Here is a 15,164-nt window from a genome sequence, read left to right as displayed (position 1 = left end):
CTCCCCGCAAAAGCTGTGCATACAGCCTCGCAATGACGGGGATGGGGCGCCGGTCTCCATGTCTTGTAAGGACGTAAGTTGAAGACTCTCTACTCACCACAGCGAGGAGGCAGCCCTCAAACTACTACTGAATCTTATGAACCACTAAGTTGTCATAATAAATGTAACCGTCTGTAGTAGACTGCCAGTAGGTCTGGCTGCCGCCACGGAAAGTGTGGAAGGTTACATTCCTGATCAGGCGCTTGCTATCATTCGTAGTCCAGCGGATATCCCTGTCCAGCACCACCGTGCCGTTGATCACGATCTGCACATGACCATCGGTGTTGCTGCCGGTATTGCTCTTGATATACATATGCACGTGATAGGTGGTGCCTTTGGTAATGCTGCCTGAAGAAGGATAAGACTTACCGAAGGTATCACCGTACTCGCCCGGTTGATCCTTGTAATAGATGTAGGGCTGAAAGAACACGCGGCCCGCGTCTGTCTGATACCACATCAAACGTAAAGAACCACCGTTGCCGTCCCAACCGGGGTCTCCGCCGGTGTTTCCATCACCCACAGAGAAACCAAATCCTACCTTGCCGCCACGGCTCCAGTCAAACTGGCTGTGGAAGCGGATATCATAATCCATTTCATAAGCGCTGCCATCTGAAACGTCGATGTTGCCGATCACACCGCCGGCGCCAGACAAGGCATTCTTCAGCAGGGTGATACGCAGGTTGCCGTTAGAGATCATGGCGCGGCTGTCTACCCAGGCGCTGATGTTGCCGAAGTCGGCTTCTGCATTGGCACGGGTATAGGTAACGCCGTGCGTGTAGTTGTCCCAGTTCACGGACAAGTTGCTGTTAATTGCGCTGATGGAAACATCCGCAGCTGCTGCTACATCTTTTGCTGCTGCTGCTTTGTCAGCTTTTAATAAGGAGTCTTGAGTGGCTTCTTTAGTGCAAGAGACAGCCATTACACCCAGCAATGCCAGCAGGCATGCCGGTGTGGTGAGAATCACACTGGTTTTCATTCCGGTTTGTGTTTAATGATTAGAAAATAAAAGCAAAGGCCTTATACTCAATAAGGACGTGTTTAAATGACGTGTTTAATTGACGCTTTTTTGGTTGATAAACTATAATTTCTACGCATTTAACGCGGGTACTCCCGATAAAATTGCAAACGATTGCACATTTTATGCTGAAGGAGGGCCGTGGGAGATAGTTTTCAATTGATTCATAACTGGAATTTTGGAATTTATTGATGACGTGTGATATGTAATATACGTTAAAAGTTTGAAAGTTTGAAAGTTTGAGGTTTGAAGTTTGAGGTTTGAGGTTAGTTGGACGTTAAACGTTCAGCACTATTTGGCAGGCCTGACACTGGCCATAAACCTTTAACCTGTAACGAACCTCAAACCTCAAACCTCAAACTTCAAACCTCAAAATCTCATCCCTCAAACTTCAAATTTGTTTAATCGCTTCCAATAGCCTTTTTTTGCCTTCAATTGCATGCAAAATCACCGTACCCGCTATGTCCGACCTATCCAAAGATGCCATGCTGCAAGCTAAACAGCCTGCAGACAGAAATGCGTTCATCCTCTCGAGGCTGCGCAACCGGCTCTTTGATACCAGCCGGCGTAACCGGCTGCTCTACTATAAGCCTAACAGCCGCTTTGTAAACCTGACCGCAGGCAGCTTGCCCATACTCCCATCTGACAGCGCCAAACTGCCGGAAGGCCTCCTTACCTGGAATGCCGCCATGTCTAAACTGGTCAGCAGCATGAAAGACCTGCAGCTGAACAAACACCTGTATTTTGCAGATCATCCTTACCTGCAAACACAGCTCAATACCGTACGCAAAAAGGCGGAGAATGATGAAAAGGAATATGGCTTCAGCCAATTGCAGCTGGTGGTGGCTTTCCTGCACTGGTATAATTTGAAGGAGGATAGCGAGCAACGTATACAAAGTCCGCTGCTGCTGCTGCCCGTTAAGCTGAAACGCAGCAAAGCCCTTAAAGAGGAACATTTTACGCTCGAAATACTGGATAATGAGGCGATCGTAAACCCGGTACTGGCCAATAGCTGGAAAGATCTTTTCGGTATCATTCTGCCCGAAAGCATCCCGCTGGATAAGACCAGCATGGAGGAATTTTTCCAGGCGCTGAAAACCCGTATTGACGCTGCAGAACAAGGTGTTGCATTAAAGCATATCCATCAGCCGGATGCAGCATTATTACAGCAGTCCGCCCGTTACACCATCCGGCAGTATGTGAAGAAGCTGCGTAACAAAGATGCCCTGCCTGCACACCTGTTACAGGTAGCAGATACAGACCAAGCAGCCAAGCTGCCTGCTCAGCCCCTGCAATGGGAACTGGATAGCACTAACCTGGTGCTCGGCAATTTCAACTACAAGAAAATGAGCCTGGTAAGTGATTATAACCAGGTAAGCGCACAGGGCATCGAACATCCGGTGTTCACAGGACTTTTCAATAATGCGCCCAAGGCGCCCGCGCCAGCTGTAAGTGATCACTCCCCCCGGGAATGGTACCACGTGATCGCTGCAGATCCTGCGCAAACCAATGCTATCCTGCACGGCAGCAGCGGACAAAGCTACATCATCCAGGGGCCGCCGGGTACAGGCAAAAGTCAGACCATCACCAACCTGATAGCTGATTTTGTAGCCAGGGGCAAAAGCGTACTGTTCGTCTGTGAGAAAAGAGCCGCACTGGATGTAGTATACCATCGCCTGCAGCAAAATAAACTGGCAGAGCTTTGCTGCTACATACACGATAGCCAGGCAGATAAAAAAGAGTTTGTAAGGGAACTGAAAACCGTGTACGATGATTTCCTGAGAACAAAGATGGACCTTACCCATATCACATTACGGCGTAAGATTGCTTTGGATCATCTGCAACGACAGCTACAGCTGTTACAGGCCTACCACGAACAACAACGCAGTGTTCACGAAGAAGCGGGCATCTCCACCCGCCGCCTGATTGAAACACTGATCCGGCTGCAAATGCATTTACCGGCTATCAGCTCACAGCAGGAAGCATCGCTGCCGGGCTACAAACAATGGCTGGATTTTGGGGATACCATCAAAGCCCTTGGCCATGCACTGGAACAAACAGGCGCTGTTCCCATATTTGCGCAGCATCCTTTCCGACACTTGGGCAAAGGGCTCATACAGGATGCGCGGCCGCTTACACTTATGGAGAGCATCAGCAGCCATGCGCAATCAACGATCGATCATATCGCGCATATCATTGTGCGGAATAATATCCCTCCCGAATTCACCGGCAAGCTGACGGACATCATGACGCTGGTCAAAAACGCAGCGGTACTGGAACCACTGGCCGCCAGTGGTAACCTGCAGCTGGTAGATCAATCAGGTAAAGCTGCCCGCCGTTTTGAAAAGGCCTATCGCAAATACCGTCAGCTGCAAAAAGGCGTAAAGAAGGCTACCGCTCTCAATAAACACTGGCTGCACAAATTCAGTGAGCAGGAAGTACTGCAGGGCTTGCGTATCGCAAAGAGGTATGAACATTCCTTCTTTAAATTCTTAAGCGGAGACTGGCGACGTTTGAAGCAACAGCTGAAAAAGTCGTATGATTTTTCAGCCCACCAGCTGCCTCCTGCATTCAGTGAGATCTTAGAACAGCTGCGCGACGAATATGATGCGAAGGACAAAGTACAGCAACATCAACATGCTATACAGGAACAATATGGCATAGATAACATCACTACCATCTATGTAGGCCTTGAAGTACTACGCCGCAAGCTGGGCGATGGGCCTGTTACCTACCTGCTGCAACATCCGGCTGCCAATGAACTGGTGATGCAGCTGAGTAAATTAAATAACATCCTGCATCAGCTGGAATTACAATTACAGCAGGCGCTGTACGGTTATGCAGAAAAATCTTTGCAGCAGGTACATGAGGAACTGACTGCTATCAGCCGCCAGGCGCCTTTATTAAAAGCGCTCTTACCTGCCTTGCAACAATTTGCCGGGCTACCGCTTGCCATACAGGAAATGCTCCGTACCCTTCCCCTTACGCCTCAACAGGCGGAAGCAGCAATGGCGCATAAAACTTTACAATCCGTATTTAACAGCCATCCTGGTTTTGCAGCCACCAACCAGGCCAGCCTGCAACAGGCAGTAAAGGAGATCGCGCAAACCTATGCGCAGCTCCTGCACCTGAACAGTGATTATATCAGGGCCACCCGCAGGCAACAGTTCCTGAAACGTTATGCATTGGGCAATATAGCCGCCGGACAACTATCCGCAGAACAAAAACAATTAAAGAAAATATATACGGAAGGAAGACGGGTGCTGGAGCATGAAATGAGCAAGACCATGCGCTTCCGCAGCATCCGTGAGATGGCTTCCAACGAAAGCGGTGTGGTATTGAGGGATATCAAGCCCGTATGGCTCATGAGCCCTTTAAGCGTAAGCGACAGCCTTCCGCTGGATCTCCACTCCTTCGATGTAGTGATCTTTGACGAAGCCAGCCAGATACCGCTCGAAGAAGGCATTCCCGCCCTCTTCCGTGCGCCGCAGGCGATCATTGTTGGGGATGATAAACAAATGCCTCCTGCCAATTTCTTCGGTAACAGCGCCTCCGATCCCGACGACCTGGATACGTTTGAAGGAGAAAGTGAAGCCGATATATTAGGCGAAGATGCCGATAGCCTCCTCGCCCAGGGTTCCCGCAAGCTGCACAGCACTATGCTCAGCTGGCATTACCGCAGCCGCTATGAAACGTTGATCAGTTATTCCAATCACGCTTTCTACGGCGGCGGACTGCTGACCATCCCCGACAGGGTGATACAACATCACCACCAGCCGGAGATTATCGTGCAATCGCCCGAAGAAGGCGTTGATACTGCGCAGCGCCTGCTGCAGAACAGCATCAGCTTCCATTACCTGCCCAACAGCATTTACGAGGAACGCAGCAACCAACAGGAAGCCGCCTATATTGCACAAATGGTAAAGCAGCTGCTGCTGGACAATGTAAAAGACAGCATCGGCATCGTCGCCTTCAGCCAGGAACAACAGAACGCTATTGAAGATGCCATCACCTCCCTGGCAGCAACAGACCGCGCTTTTGAAGCCGCGCTGGATCTTGCCGTTAGCCGCACCGAAGAAGGACAATACACGGGCCTGTTTGTAAAGAACCTGGAGAACGTACAGGGAGATGAAAGGGATATCATCATCATCAGTATCTGCTATGGCCATAACCGCCAGGGTAAAATGCTGATGAACTTTGGCCCGGTGAACCGCCGCGGCGGAGAGAAAAGACTGAATGTGATTTTCAGCCGGGCTAAGAAACATATGGCGGTGATCAGCAGCATCAAACATCATCATATTACCAACGAGCATAACGATGGGGCGCGTTACTTCAAACGTTTCCTGCATTATGCGGAGATGGTGAGCACGGGCCGCATGGAAGAAGCGCGTAATATACTGGACAGCCTCCTGCCTCCCGACCATACTGCCATGCGACAGGATACGGAGCAATTGTCCGTTACCATACAGCAGGTAAAAAGCGCCTTACAGCAAGCGGGATTCACGGTAGATGAAGCCGTGGGACAAAGCAGCTTCCGATGCACGCTGGCGGTTAAACGCCATGCAGCTGACAGCCAGTACCGTCTTGGCATACTAATAGATGATGAACAGCATTACCGGAACAATAACCTGGTAGAACAATATTATCAACGCCCCGCTATCCTCCAGGCCTTTGGCTGGAAGATAGCACATGTATATGCAAAGGACTGGCTGGAGGATCGTAACCGCGTAATGGAGATGCTGCTGGCCAACCTGCATGATGAACATTAAAAGCACCCACCGATGGAAATATTATATGTATTACTGGGCCTTATCCTGGTTTTAATAGTGATCTTACTCGTATTGGTAAACAAAGCAGCCCGCAACGCATCGCAGGCGCAGCTGCAATACCGGCTGGAATCGCTGGCCAATGCCATAGACCGCCTGGAAGCTTCTGTTAAGAACGAGATCGTTACTAACCGGGCAGAGGCCAGTGAAGCTGCCAACCATGCCAGGGCAGCGCTTACAGAGTCGTTACGGCTGTATGGCGAAACTTTTTCCACCAACCTTTACATGCTTACCAGGTCTGTAGAAGAGAAACTGCATTTCCTTACCGGCTCGCTGGAAAAGAAGATTGCCGACATGCAGACCGGCAATGAAAAGAAGCTGGAAGAAATGAGGGCGACAGTAAATGAAAAGCTGCAGAAAACACTGGAAACCCGGTTGGGAGAATCCTTCAAACTGGTCAGCGAGCGCCTGGAAGCCGTACATAAAGGCCTCGGCGATATGCAACAGCTGGCCAGCGGCGTAGGCGACCTGAAACGGGTATTGACCAATGTAAAAACAAGGGGCGTACTCGGCGAATACCAGCTCGAAAACGTGCTGGAACAGCTGCTGACGCCAGACCAGTACGCAAAGAACGTTAAGACCAGGCCCGGCTCCAATGCCTTAGTGGAATTTGCAGTGAAACTGCCCGGTAAGGAAGATAATGACAAGATCGTCTGGCTACCCATCGACGCCAAATTCCCTAAAGAGGATTTTGAGCTGCTGATGGATGCCTATGATAAAGCCCTGCCTGAACTGGTAGAGGAATACCGGAAAAGCTTCATTAAAGGCATTAAAAAGAACGCAACGGATATTTACAGCAAATACATCGACCCACCCAATACCACGGATTTTGCCATCCTTTTCCTGCCTTTTGAGAGCCTTTATGCAGAGGTGCTGCGTACCCCCGGTTTGTTTGAAAGCATCCAAAGGGAATGCCGGGTGATCATCACCGGCCCTACTACCCTCTCTGCCTTACTTAACAGCCTGCAAATGGGCTTCCGCACCCTGGCGATAGAAAAACGCTCCAGTGAGGTTTGGCAGCTGCTGGGCGCCGTTAAGACCGAGTTCGGGAATTTCGGTACCATCCTGGAAAAGACGCAGAAGAAACTGCAGGAGGCCAGTAATGTAATAGACGAAGCAGGCCGCAGGTCCCGTTCTATTGAAAGGAAGCTGCGGGATGTACAGGAACTGCCCGCCGACCAGGCAAATGCATTGCTGGGAGGCCCCGAAGCCGGGGAGTTGCCCGGACAGCAGGAGCAGTAAGCCCCCGACACGGCTCAGACTAAGCGCTCACTAAGTTCCCAGGTTACTGCGGTTTTGGGGGGTATGTGGAGGGTATGTGGAAGATACTCCCTTCGCAATGACGAACACTTACGCAATGACGAACACTTACAGGCAGCCAACCTCAAGGATATCCAATGACGTGAAAGAGGGCTTTGGTGGTTACTTTATTTGTGCCCAGCGAACAATCCGCTTCGGGCGAAGCAGGTGAACTGATCTACTACAAAAAATTCTAGTAACATGCTGAACGCTGAATGCTAAACGCATAACGCAAGAGACGTTCGGCGTTTAGTATTCAGCATTCAGCTCATCGTCTGAGAATACTCTTCCAATATCTCCTTCTCTTTCTTCGTTAAACTGTTCATACCATGCCGGTGGATCTTCTCCAGTATCAAATCTATCTGCCGTTGTTTATTAGCTCTGTCGGCATTATACTTATGATCGATATCTATGTACTGATGATGCTTTTTAAAATAATAGTTATCAATCAGTAAAAAATGTGGCCTCGTAGTAATCATGTAAATAAAGAATATAGCCGGTACCGCGATGGCCAGTATAGGAACATAATTTTCCAGCAACGAAGCAGGATGCATGATCACAGCCACCGTTAGTCCTACCAATGCACCTCCCAAATGCGCTTCATGCCCGATGTTATCCCTTTTTGAACGGATGCTGTAAATGGAGTACAACACATAGCCCAATCCATACAGCCAGCCTGGAATATAAAGAGGAAGGAAAAAGAAGCCCACTCCTATTCCCGGGAAGAGCGCAATGGAAGCAAAGATGATCCCGCACACTGCGCCGGAAGCTCCCACAGAGCTATAGTCCCCGTGACGGCGATGTATAAGCAGTGACAGCAGGTTACCGCCCAACAAACTTCCAAAGTAGATTACGAGGAATTTAGTGCTGCCCAGGTACAATTCCACAGTATCACTGAAAACATACAGCGACATCATATTGAAAATGAGGTGCATCCAGCTTACATGCAGAAAACCGGAAGTGATCAGGCGCTTATACTGCCTGTGCAGCAGGATCTTTTCTACTTCGAAGGCATACCTATCAAAAAAATCATGGTCTTTCAGCCCTCTGTAGGTAAAAACAATGTTAGTGATAATCAGTACGATATTAATAATGCCAATTGGTCCCATCAGGCTAAGGATATTATACTTGGTACAGGTATTACGTAACGCTAATTTAATTGGATTTTACTAATAGTTAATGTACGTTTGCATCCGCAACTGGTTCCCGATGTCAAATCGGGATTAAAAGGGAATCCGGTGTAATACCGGAGCTATCCCCGTAGCTGTGATCCTGCCTTCACCTCATCGTGAAGCGATTTTCCGGATAATACTCCATACCACTGTCCGTCAGCTGACGGATGGGAAGGTTCCCGGGAAAGCAGGAAAGCCAGAAGACCTGCCAGATGTGATCTATCATTCAGCGCTTTCGGGTGAAAGGCCAGGAATGTAAGCCTGCCAGGCATATATTCTTTTTGTTCGTATCGTTTACCCTTGCGCGTATTGCGCCGTTTATCACCGGCGTCGTCAATGTTGTTTTTTTTCCGGGCTGAAAGCCTGGCGGGAAAGCTATGTCCTGTATTGTTCATTCAAAAAACGATATAATGAAAAAGCATCTACTCTCCCCACTGTTTGTAACACTGGCCCTGTTTATTGCCTCCTGTCAGAAGGAGGACGCGGCGCTGCCTGCGCAGCAGCCAAACAATGTGCGCAGGGCACATACCGAGTTAGTGACCGGTAAATATGCAGACGGTTTCTTTATTGCCAATGAAGGCTGGTTTGGCCACGGCAGCGGCGATCTGCATTTTTATTCCAATACAGGCGACAGCCTCGTGCTCAACATTTACCAGAAAGAAAATCCCACGAAAACATTAGGCGGCGCTTCCAACACCCTGCAGTATGCCACCATCTTTAATGGTAAGATGTATATCGTGGTAAAAGCAGGTGGCCCCATGGTGGTGACAGATGCAGGTACACTGGTAGAAAGCGGCCGTATCACTACATTACCCGGTAACGACGGACATGCCTTCATCGGTCTGGATGCCAGCCGCGGCTTGCTAAGCGCAAAAGATGGCGTATATCCCGTCGCACTACCTGCTTTGACAGTAGGTACAAAAGTTGCAGGCGTCAGCGGTTATACCGGCGATATGCTGAAAGCGGGCAGCTATGTATTCGTGTTGTCTGCTACTGATGGTATTGTGGCACTCAACAGCAGCACTTATGCAGTAGTGAAAACATTCGGCGCTGCCAACCTTGCATTTGCAGCCGGTAAAGACGGCGGCGTATATGCTGCCACTGCAGATTCCCTGATCAGGATCGACCCGGCTACACTGGCACGCACGGCTATCAAGCTGCCCTTTACAGTACCCTCTCCCTGGGGCGCATGGCGTCATGCCTGCATTACGGCTTCCACACAGGAGAATGCCATCTACATTGCGCGTAACAACAATTTCGCAGGTGGTACGCAGCTGTATCGTTATGTGATCGGTAACACTGCTTCGCTGGCTACACCGTTCATTACACTGCCTTCCGGACAGTATTTCTACGGCGCAGGCGTGGCATATAACAAGCACAAGAACGAGCTGGTGATCACCACCCTTAATGGCCAGTTCACCGGCGACATTAACCGCGTGCTGATCTACGATGCCACCACCGCTACACTGAAGAAAACACTTACTTATACCGGTTGGTATTTCCCCGCTATGCCTGTATTCCATGAATAGTGCATTACGCAAACGGTATTCCAGTCCTATGCTGATCATGGGCGGCGCTTGCCTGTTTACAGGCAGCGCTGCCCTTTCACAGGTAAAGGATACCTTGCAGGAAGTAAGGGTAGACGCCAAACGGATCCCCACAAGCATCCAGCCCATTAATGCTGCACAAGTACTGACAGGCAAACAGCTGGAACGGCTGAACAGCCTGTCTGTTGCAGATGCCGTACGTTACTTTTCCGGCGTACAGCTGAAAGACTATGGCGGCATCGGCGGACTGAAAACCATCAACGTACGCAGCATGGGCACTAACCATACTGCCGTGTCTTATGATGGATTGACGATCGGTAATGCACAGAACGGCCAGGTAGACCTGGGCAAGTTCTCGCTGGATAATATCGAGACCATTGCCCTTTATAACGGCCAGCAAAACACCATACTGCAGCCTGCGAGGGCCTTTTCGGCAGGCAATGTGCTGGCCCTGCAATCGCGTACGCCGCATTTTACAGAGGGAGAACACTGGCACGGCAAGGCCAGTATCAGGACCGGCTCGTCCGGGTTGGTCAATCCTTCATTGTTATGGCAGCAAAAGATCAGCAACCGTGTATACGGTACTGTTAGTACAGAATGGATCAATGCCAACGGCCGCTACAAATTCCGCTATACCAATGGTGTGTACGACACTACCGCCACCCGGCAGAATGGGAATGTGAACGCCCTCCGCGCAGAGGCAGGTTTGAACGGCTGGCTGGCGGATAGCAGCAGCTGGTCTGTCAAATACTATATCTATCAATCCTCCCGTGGATTGCCCGGCGCGATCGTAGCGAACCATTTTAATTACGGACAGCACCTGGAAGGCAGGGACCAGTTTGTACAGGCTTCTTTCCGTAAAAATATCGGGCCTCGTTACAGCATTGTTGCCAATGCGAAATATACAGACCTGTACAGCCGGTATATTGACCCGGAATATCCCAATGAACAACACCTGCTGGATAATTACTATCACCAGCGTGAAACCTATGTCTCACTGGCTAACCAGTATACTATCAGCTCCTGGTGGGAAAGCTCGCTGGCAGCAGACCTTATTGTGAATACGATGGATGCCAACCTTTACCGCTTCCCCTACCCCAGCCGCTATACCACGCTATTGGCGTTGGCCAGTCGCACACATTTTAAACGGTTGGAACTGCAGGGCAACCTGCTGGCCACCCTTGTGAACGAATCTGTAAAAGCTTACCAGGCTGCAGGCCCGAAAAGAGAATTGACACCTGCATTTTCCGTTGCCTGGCAGGCCTTTCCCCAAAAAGATCTTTGGCTGCGGGCCTTTTACAAGAACATCTTCCGCATGCCTACTTTCAATGACCTATACTACACCTTCATCGGTAATAACAACCTGGCGCCCGAGTATGTAAAACAATACGATGCAGGCTTTACGTGGCGGCAGGTATTACGTGGGCGCTGGCTGTATATCTCCCTGCAGGCAGACGGATATTATAACCGCGTAAAAGATAAGATCGTGGCCGTTCCGTCTGATAATCTCTTCGGCTGGTCTATGATGAACCTGGGCCGTGTAGAGATCAAAGGAACAGATGTGGTGATACGTACCGCATATCAGGCGCTGCCATCTTTGTTGCTGAATATCGGCCTTAACTATACCTGGCAGGAGGCGCAGGATGTAACCGCAGGTAAAGGAGGATATAACTACGGTCAACAGATCCCCTATACACCCTGGCACAGCGGCTCGCTGACAGCGGGTATCGACTGGCGCACATTCACGCTGAACTACAGTTTTATTTATACAGGAGAACGTTACAGCCAGAAGCGGAATATCCCGGTCAATTATGTGCAGCCCTGGTATACCAGCGATCTTTCTGCGGCATGGTCCTGTAAGCTGAGCCGCTATACCACCCGCTTGTCGCTGGAAGTAAACAATCTCTTAAACCAGTATTACGACGTGATATTGAATTTTCCCATGCCCGGCCGCAACTACAGGATCAACTGGAGCATCAGCCGCTAATAAATCAAGGATATGCGATATAACAGGACCGTATATACGCTCATTATACTACTGCTGGCCGCCTGCCGGAAGGATACCGTCCCTCCGCGGATGGATACCGTGCAGATAGCCGGTTACAGCCGCAGCCAGGTAGAACAGCCTGCTGTACAAGGTGTATACCTGCTGAATGAAGGCAATATGAATATGAACAAGGCCTCGCTGGATTACCTGGATTTAACTACAGGCCGTTACAACCGCCGCTTGTTCGAGGCCTATAACCCGGAAATAACAAAAGGCCTGGGAGACGTTGGCAATGATATCAGGATCTACGGCAGCAAAATGTATATCGTGGTGAACAATTCCAATAAAGTAGAAGTAGTGGATGCCGCCACCGTAACCCGCATCAAACAGCTGAATATCCGCCAGTGCCGATATGCAGCATTTGACAAAGGTTACGCTTACATTACTTCTAACGATGGTTATGTATCCGTAATAGATACCGCTACGCTTACAGAAACCGCCAGGATCCCGACGGGCCGTAACCCTGAACAGCTGCTTATTACCAACAATAAACTGTATGTGGCCAACTCCGGCGGCTACAGTCCGCCTAATTACGAACGCACGGTTTCAGTCATCGACCTGCAAACACAGCACGAGATCAAACGCATAGATGTTGCTATCAATCTGCACCGCCTTGCATTAGACCAGTATGGCGACCTGTATGTCACTTCCCGGGGCGATTATTACAACGTGCCTTCGCGCCTGTACGTGATCGATACGCACACCGACCAGGTCAAAAAGCAGTTTGATATTGCCGCCAGCAATATCTGCATCTACAAAGACCTTGCTTACATCTACAGCGTTGCATGGAGCTATATCACACATTCCAACACCATTTCCTATACCCTGATCAACGTAAAGGATGAAACGATTCTCCATCGTTCCTTCATTACCGATGGCACCGATCAACAGATAAATATTCCCTACGGTATTGCAGTAGACCCGGATACAGAAGATGTTTTTGTAACAGATGCGCTGGATTATGTATCACCCGGCATACTCTACTGCTTCGACAAAACAGGCAGGAAGAAGTGGTCTGTAGAAACAGGGGACATCCCCGCTCACTTTGTATTTCTTAAAAAAAATCAATAGTACAATGGCATTCACAGGAATCAAGCGTATTCTTTTATTCAGCGTGCTGGTATGCTTAGCAGCTTGCTCCAAAGATGATGCGCCGTCAACACCCGAACCGGATCATTTCCGCCCTGCTACCAGCTCCAGCAGCGCTTACATCAGCCAAATATTTGAATACCTGCCTGCACCCGGACAGTTTGTGAACGATGGCGCTACCGGTACACCAGATGGAGCAAAAGCCATCATTGGCGGTAGCGACGGACTGCTTTCATTAGGCGCATACGGCGGGTATGTTATCTTCGGATTTGATCACTCCATTGAGAACAAGGAAGGCAATGATATTGGCCTTTATGGCAACCCGCTGACCAACCCCGGACAGGAATGGTCAGAGCCTGGTATTGTACTGGTCATGCAGGACAAGAATGGTAACGGTCAACCAGACGACGGCGCATGGTATGAGCTGGCAGGCAGCGAGTACGCAAAAGCCACTACTATCAAACAATACCGCATTACCTATTACAATCCCAAAAAAGAAGAAGCAGCGGATGTGCTGTGGAAAGATAACCAGGGAAGATCCGGCTATGTACTGGCCAACTATTTCCATACACAACCCTACTACCCTTCCTTTGCCGCTAACCCGGATTCCATCACTTTTGAAGGCACACTGCTGGCCAATACCATCCAGAAAAAGTTTGACCCGGTGTACCAGACCGAACTGGTAACCAACCTGCCTTTCAGCTGGGGATATGCCGACAGCGGATCATCCGAACTGCTGGATGCGATTGATAAGGAAGGACGTGGGTATAACGGGCTGGATATCTCCAAAGCAGTTGACAGCAAAGGCAATGCTGTAACACTGAAATATATTGACTTCATCAAAGTATACACCGGGCAAAACAGCAACGGAGACCTCTCCGGTGACCCTGCCAATCCCGACCGCTGGCTGGGAGAGATCTCTACAGAGATCTCAGGGGCAGCAGACCTGCACATTAAAAAGTAGCGGGGTGAATATTCTTAATGGTCTTATTCAGCCCGGTGCTAACACTCCAGGCTTTCAGCTGCTGCTTTTGCAGTACTTCACTGAACCGGGAGAGGAATAATTCTTCCTGGTCTTTTGTTTTATCCAGCAGCGAGGGGCTGGTATATTGACAGGTGATCGTTTCTGACATAGACAGGGATTATCGGAGCATTCCTTAAAATTAATGATGCTCATTGATAAATGCAAAGGCCCTTTTCTCAGACCAGTAGCATTGCTGTCCAAATGTTACAAAACCAACATGTCCGCCGTAACGGGGCGTTTCCAGGTAAAAATACCGGCTTTGCGCTGCCTCTTCATAGGGAAAGCATTCAGGGGACAGGAAAGGATCGTCAAGGGCATTGATCAGCAGCGTAGGTATGCTGATCTTTTCGAGGAAGGGCTTTGAGCTGCAAGCCGCCCAGTAGGTCAGGGCATCCGCGAAGCCGTGTATGGGGGCGGTATAACGGTCGTCAAATTGTTTGAAGGTCCTGATATCCCGGTAATTCTCCAGGCGGATCAGATCCGGGAAACGTTTCGCTTTTAATTCCAGCTTATATCCCAGGTGCCGGATAAAGCGCTGCATGTAGATGGTGTTATGCCTTTTTTCCAGCTCCTGCGAGCTGGTCTTCAGGTCACAGGGTACAGACAGGGCTACTGCCGATTGGACCAGGGGATGAACATTTGCGCCTTGCTCTCCCAGGTATTTAAGGGTCACATTGCCGCCCAGGGAGAAGCCCACGATGTGTATGGATTGATAGCGTCCGGTGGCAGCCAGGTATTCCACCACCTGGGCCAGGTCGCCGGTTTCCCCGCTATGATAGAAACGCAGGTTCTTATTGGGCTCGCCGCTACAGCCGCGGAAGTTGAGCGATACGGTGTCGTAGCCGCCGCCATTGAAAATGTGCACCATTCCCAGTACATATTTGCGGTCGGCGCTTCCTTCCAGGCCGTGCAGGATGATCACGATCCGGTTGCTGTTGGCATAGCTGAAGTCAAGGTCCAGGAAATCCTCATCCGCCGTCGATATTCGTACGCGCTGGTAGTTCGCGTTGCTGACCTTACGGAACAGGGTGGGATAGATCGTCAGCAGATGACGGTTCTTCAGGAAGAAAGGAGCCTTATAGTCTGAATGTTGAATAAGCGGCATA

The 15,164-nt window shown here is 49.8% G+C and carries 10 protein-coding genes and 1 riboswitch; of the genes, 6 read left to right on the top strand and 4 right to left on the bottom strand.

Annotation, left to right across the window (positions count from 1 at the left end):
* Positions 1-124 precede the first annotated feature (124 nt).
* Positions 125-1,015, bottom strand: coding sequence for a polysaccharide lyase (locus ACR9Y8_RS25370; RefSeq protein ID WP_481216054.1), 891 nt, complete (start codon positions 1,013-1,015; stop codon positions 125-127).
* A gap of 500 nt (positions 1,016-1,515) precedes the next feature.
* Between ACR9Y8_RS25370 and ACR9Y8_RS25365 the strand changes: the two genes are divergently transcribed.
* Together ACR9Y8_RS25365 and ACR9Y8_RS25360 are read left to right on the top strand one after the other, a co-directional pair.
* Positions 1,516-5,823, top strand: a complete 4,308-nt coding sequence (locus ACR9Y8_RS25365) for an AAA domain-containing protein (RefSeq protein WP_481216053.1) — start codon at positions 1,516-1,518, stop codon at positions 5,821-5,823.
* Between the two features lie 12 nt (positions 5,824-5,835).
* A complete protein-coding gene (locus ACR9Y8_RS25360; RefSeq protein ID WP_481216052.1) occupies positions 5,836-7,122 on the top strand; it encodes a DNA recombination protein RmuC in 1,287 nt (428 codons plus the stop codon).
* A gap of 320 nt (positions 7,123-7,442) precedes the next feature.
* Here the strand turns inward: ACR9Y8_RS25360 and ACR9Y8_RS25355 are convergent, their stop codons facing one another.
* Positions 7,443-8,288 (bottom strand): rhomboid family intramembrane serine protease, encoded by an 846-nt coding sequence (locus ACR9Y8_RS25355; protein ID WP_481216051.1) that lies wholly within the window; start codon positions 8,286-8,288, stop codon positions 7,443-7,445.
* 74 nt (positions 8,289-8,362) lie between these two features.
* Positions 8,363-8,578: riboswitch (cobalamin riboswitch) on the top strand.
* 183 nt (positions 8,579-8,761) lie between these two features.
* On the opposite strand from ACR9Y8_RS25355, the gene ACR9Y8_RS25350 reads away from it, so the two are divergent.
* Genes ACR9Y8_RS25350 through ACR9Y8_RS25335 form a run of 4 tightly spaced genes read left to right on the top strand, consistent with a single transcriptional unit; the run spans position 8,762 to position 13,998 of the window.
* Positions 8,762-9,880 (top strand): DUF5074 domain-containing protein, encoded by a 1,119-nt coding sequence (locus ACR9Y8_RS25350; protein WP_481216050.1) that lies wholly within the window; start codon positions 8,762-8,764, stop codon positions 9,878-9,880.
* The gene (locus ACR9Y8_RS25345; protein ID WP_481216049.1) at positions 9,873-11,885 is read left to right on the top strand and encodes a TonB-dependent receptor; all 2,013 of its coding nucleotides are present in this window, start codon (positions 9,873-9,875) and stop codon (positions 11,883-11,885) included. Before ACR9Y8_RS25350 ends, ACR9Y8_RS25345 begins: the two co-directional genes overlap by 8 nt.
* A 12-nt stretch (positions 11,886-11,897) precedes the next feature.
* The gene (locus tag ACR9Y8_RS25340) at positions 11,898-13,016 is read left to right on the top strand and encodes a DUF5074 domain-containing protein (RefSeq protein WP_481216048.1); all 1,119 of its coding nucleotides are present in this window, start codon (positions 11,898-11,900) and stop codon (positions 13,014-13,016) included.
* A gap of 4 nt (positions 13,017-13,020) precedes the next feature.
* Positions 13,021-13,998, top strand: a complete 978-nt coding sequence (locus ACR9Y8_RS25335) for a hypothetical protein (protein WP_481216047.1) — start codon at positions 13,021-13,023, stop codon at positions 13,996-13,998.
* On the opposite strand, the gene ACR9Y8_RS25330 is transcribed toward ACR9Y8_RS25335, so the two are convergent.
* Together ACR9Y8_RS25330 and ACR9Y8_RS25325 are read right to left on the bottom strand one after the other, a co-directional pair.
* A complete protein-coding gene (locus tag ACR9Y8_RS25330) occupies positions 13,988-14,167 on the bottom strand; it encodes a hypothetical protein (RefSeq protein WP_481216046.1) in 180 nt (59 codons plus the stop codon). The genes ACR9Y8_RS25335 and ACR9Y8_RS25330 overlap by 11 nt on opposite strands.
* 30 nt (positions 14,168-14,197) lie before the next feature.
* On the bottom strand, positions 14,198-15,163 hold the full coding sequence (locus ACR9Y8_RS25325; protein ID WP_481216045.1) for a YheT family hydrolase: 966 nt from the start codon (positions 15,161-15,163) through the stop codon (positions 14,198-14,200).
* Position 15,164: the final 1 nt, after the last annotated feature.

The sequence above is a fragment of the Chitinophaga sp. SVR4-12A genome, from assembly GCF_056754765.1.
The sequence above is the reverse complement of the archived record's forward strand: the minus strand, read 5'-3'. Positions and strand labels throughout refer to the sequence as shown.

What these genes read in the sequence shown, in the direction of transcription:
- ACR9Y8_RS25345 (WP_481216049.1), top strand. Translation starts at nt 9,873, where the DNA reads ATGAATAGTGCATTACGCAAACGGTATTCCAGTCCTATGCTGATCATG.
- ACR9Y8_RS25365 (WP_481216053.1), top strand. Translation starts at nt 1,516, where the DNA reads ATGTCCGACCTATCCAAAGATGCCATGCTGCAAGCTAAACAGCCTGCA.
- ACR9Y8_RS25325 (WP_481216045.1), bottom strand. Translation starts at nt 15,163, where the DNA reads ATGCCGCTTATTCAACATTCAGACTATAAGGCTCCTTTCTTCCTGAAG.
- ACR9Y8_RS25330 (WP_481216046.1), bottom strand. Translation starts at nt 14,167, where the DNA reads ATGTCAGAAACGATCACCTGTCAATATACCAGCCCCTCGCTGCTGGAT.
- ACR9Y8_RS25335 (WP_481216047.1), top strand. Translation starts at nt 13,021, where the DNA reads ATGGCATTCACAGGAATCAAGCGTATTCTTTTATTCAGCGTGCTGGTA.
- ACR9Y8_RS25340 (WP_481216048.1), top strand. Translation starts at nt 11,898, where the DNA reads ATGCGATATAACAGGACCGTATATACGCTCATTATACTACTGCTGGCC.
- ACR9Y8_RS25350 (WP_481216050.1), top strand. Translation starts at nt 8,762, where the DNA reads ATGAAAAAGCATCTACTCTCCCCACTGTTTGTAACACTGGCCCTGTTT.
- ACR9Y8_RS25355 (WP_481216051.1), bottom strand. Translation starts at nt 8,288, where the DNA reads ATGGGACCAATTGGCATTATTAATATCGTACTGATTATCACTAACATT.
- ACR9Y8_RS25370 (WP_481216054.1), bottom strand. Translation starts at nt 1,015, where the DNA reads ATGAAAACCAGTGTGATTCTCACCACACCGGCATGCCTGCTGGCATTG.
- ACR9Y8_RS25360 (WP_481216052.1), top strand. Translation starts at nt 5,836, where the DNA reads ATGGAAATATTATATGTATTACTGGGCCTTATCCTGGTTTTAATAGTG.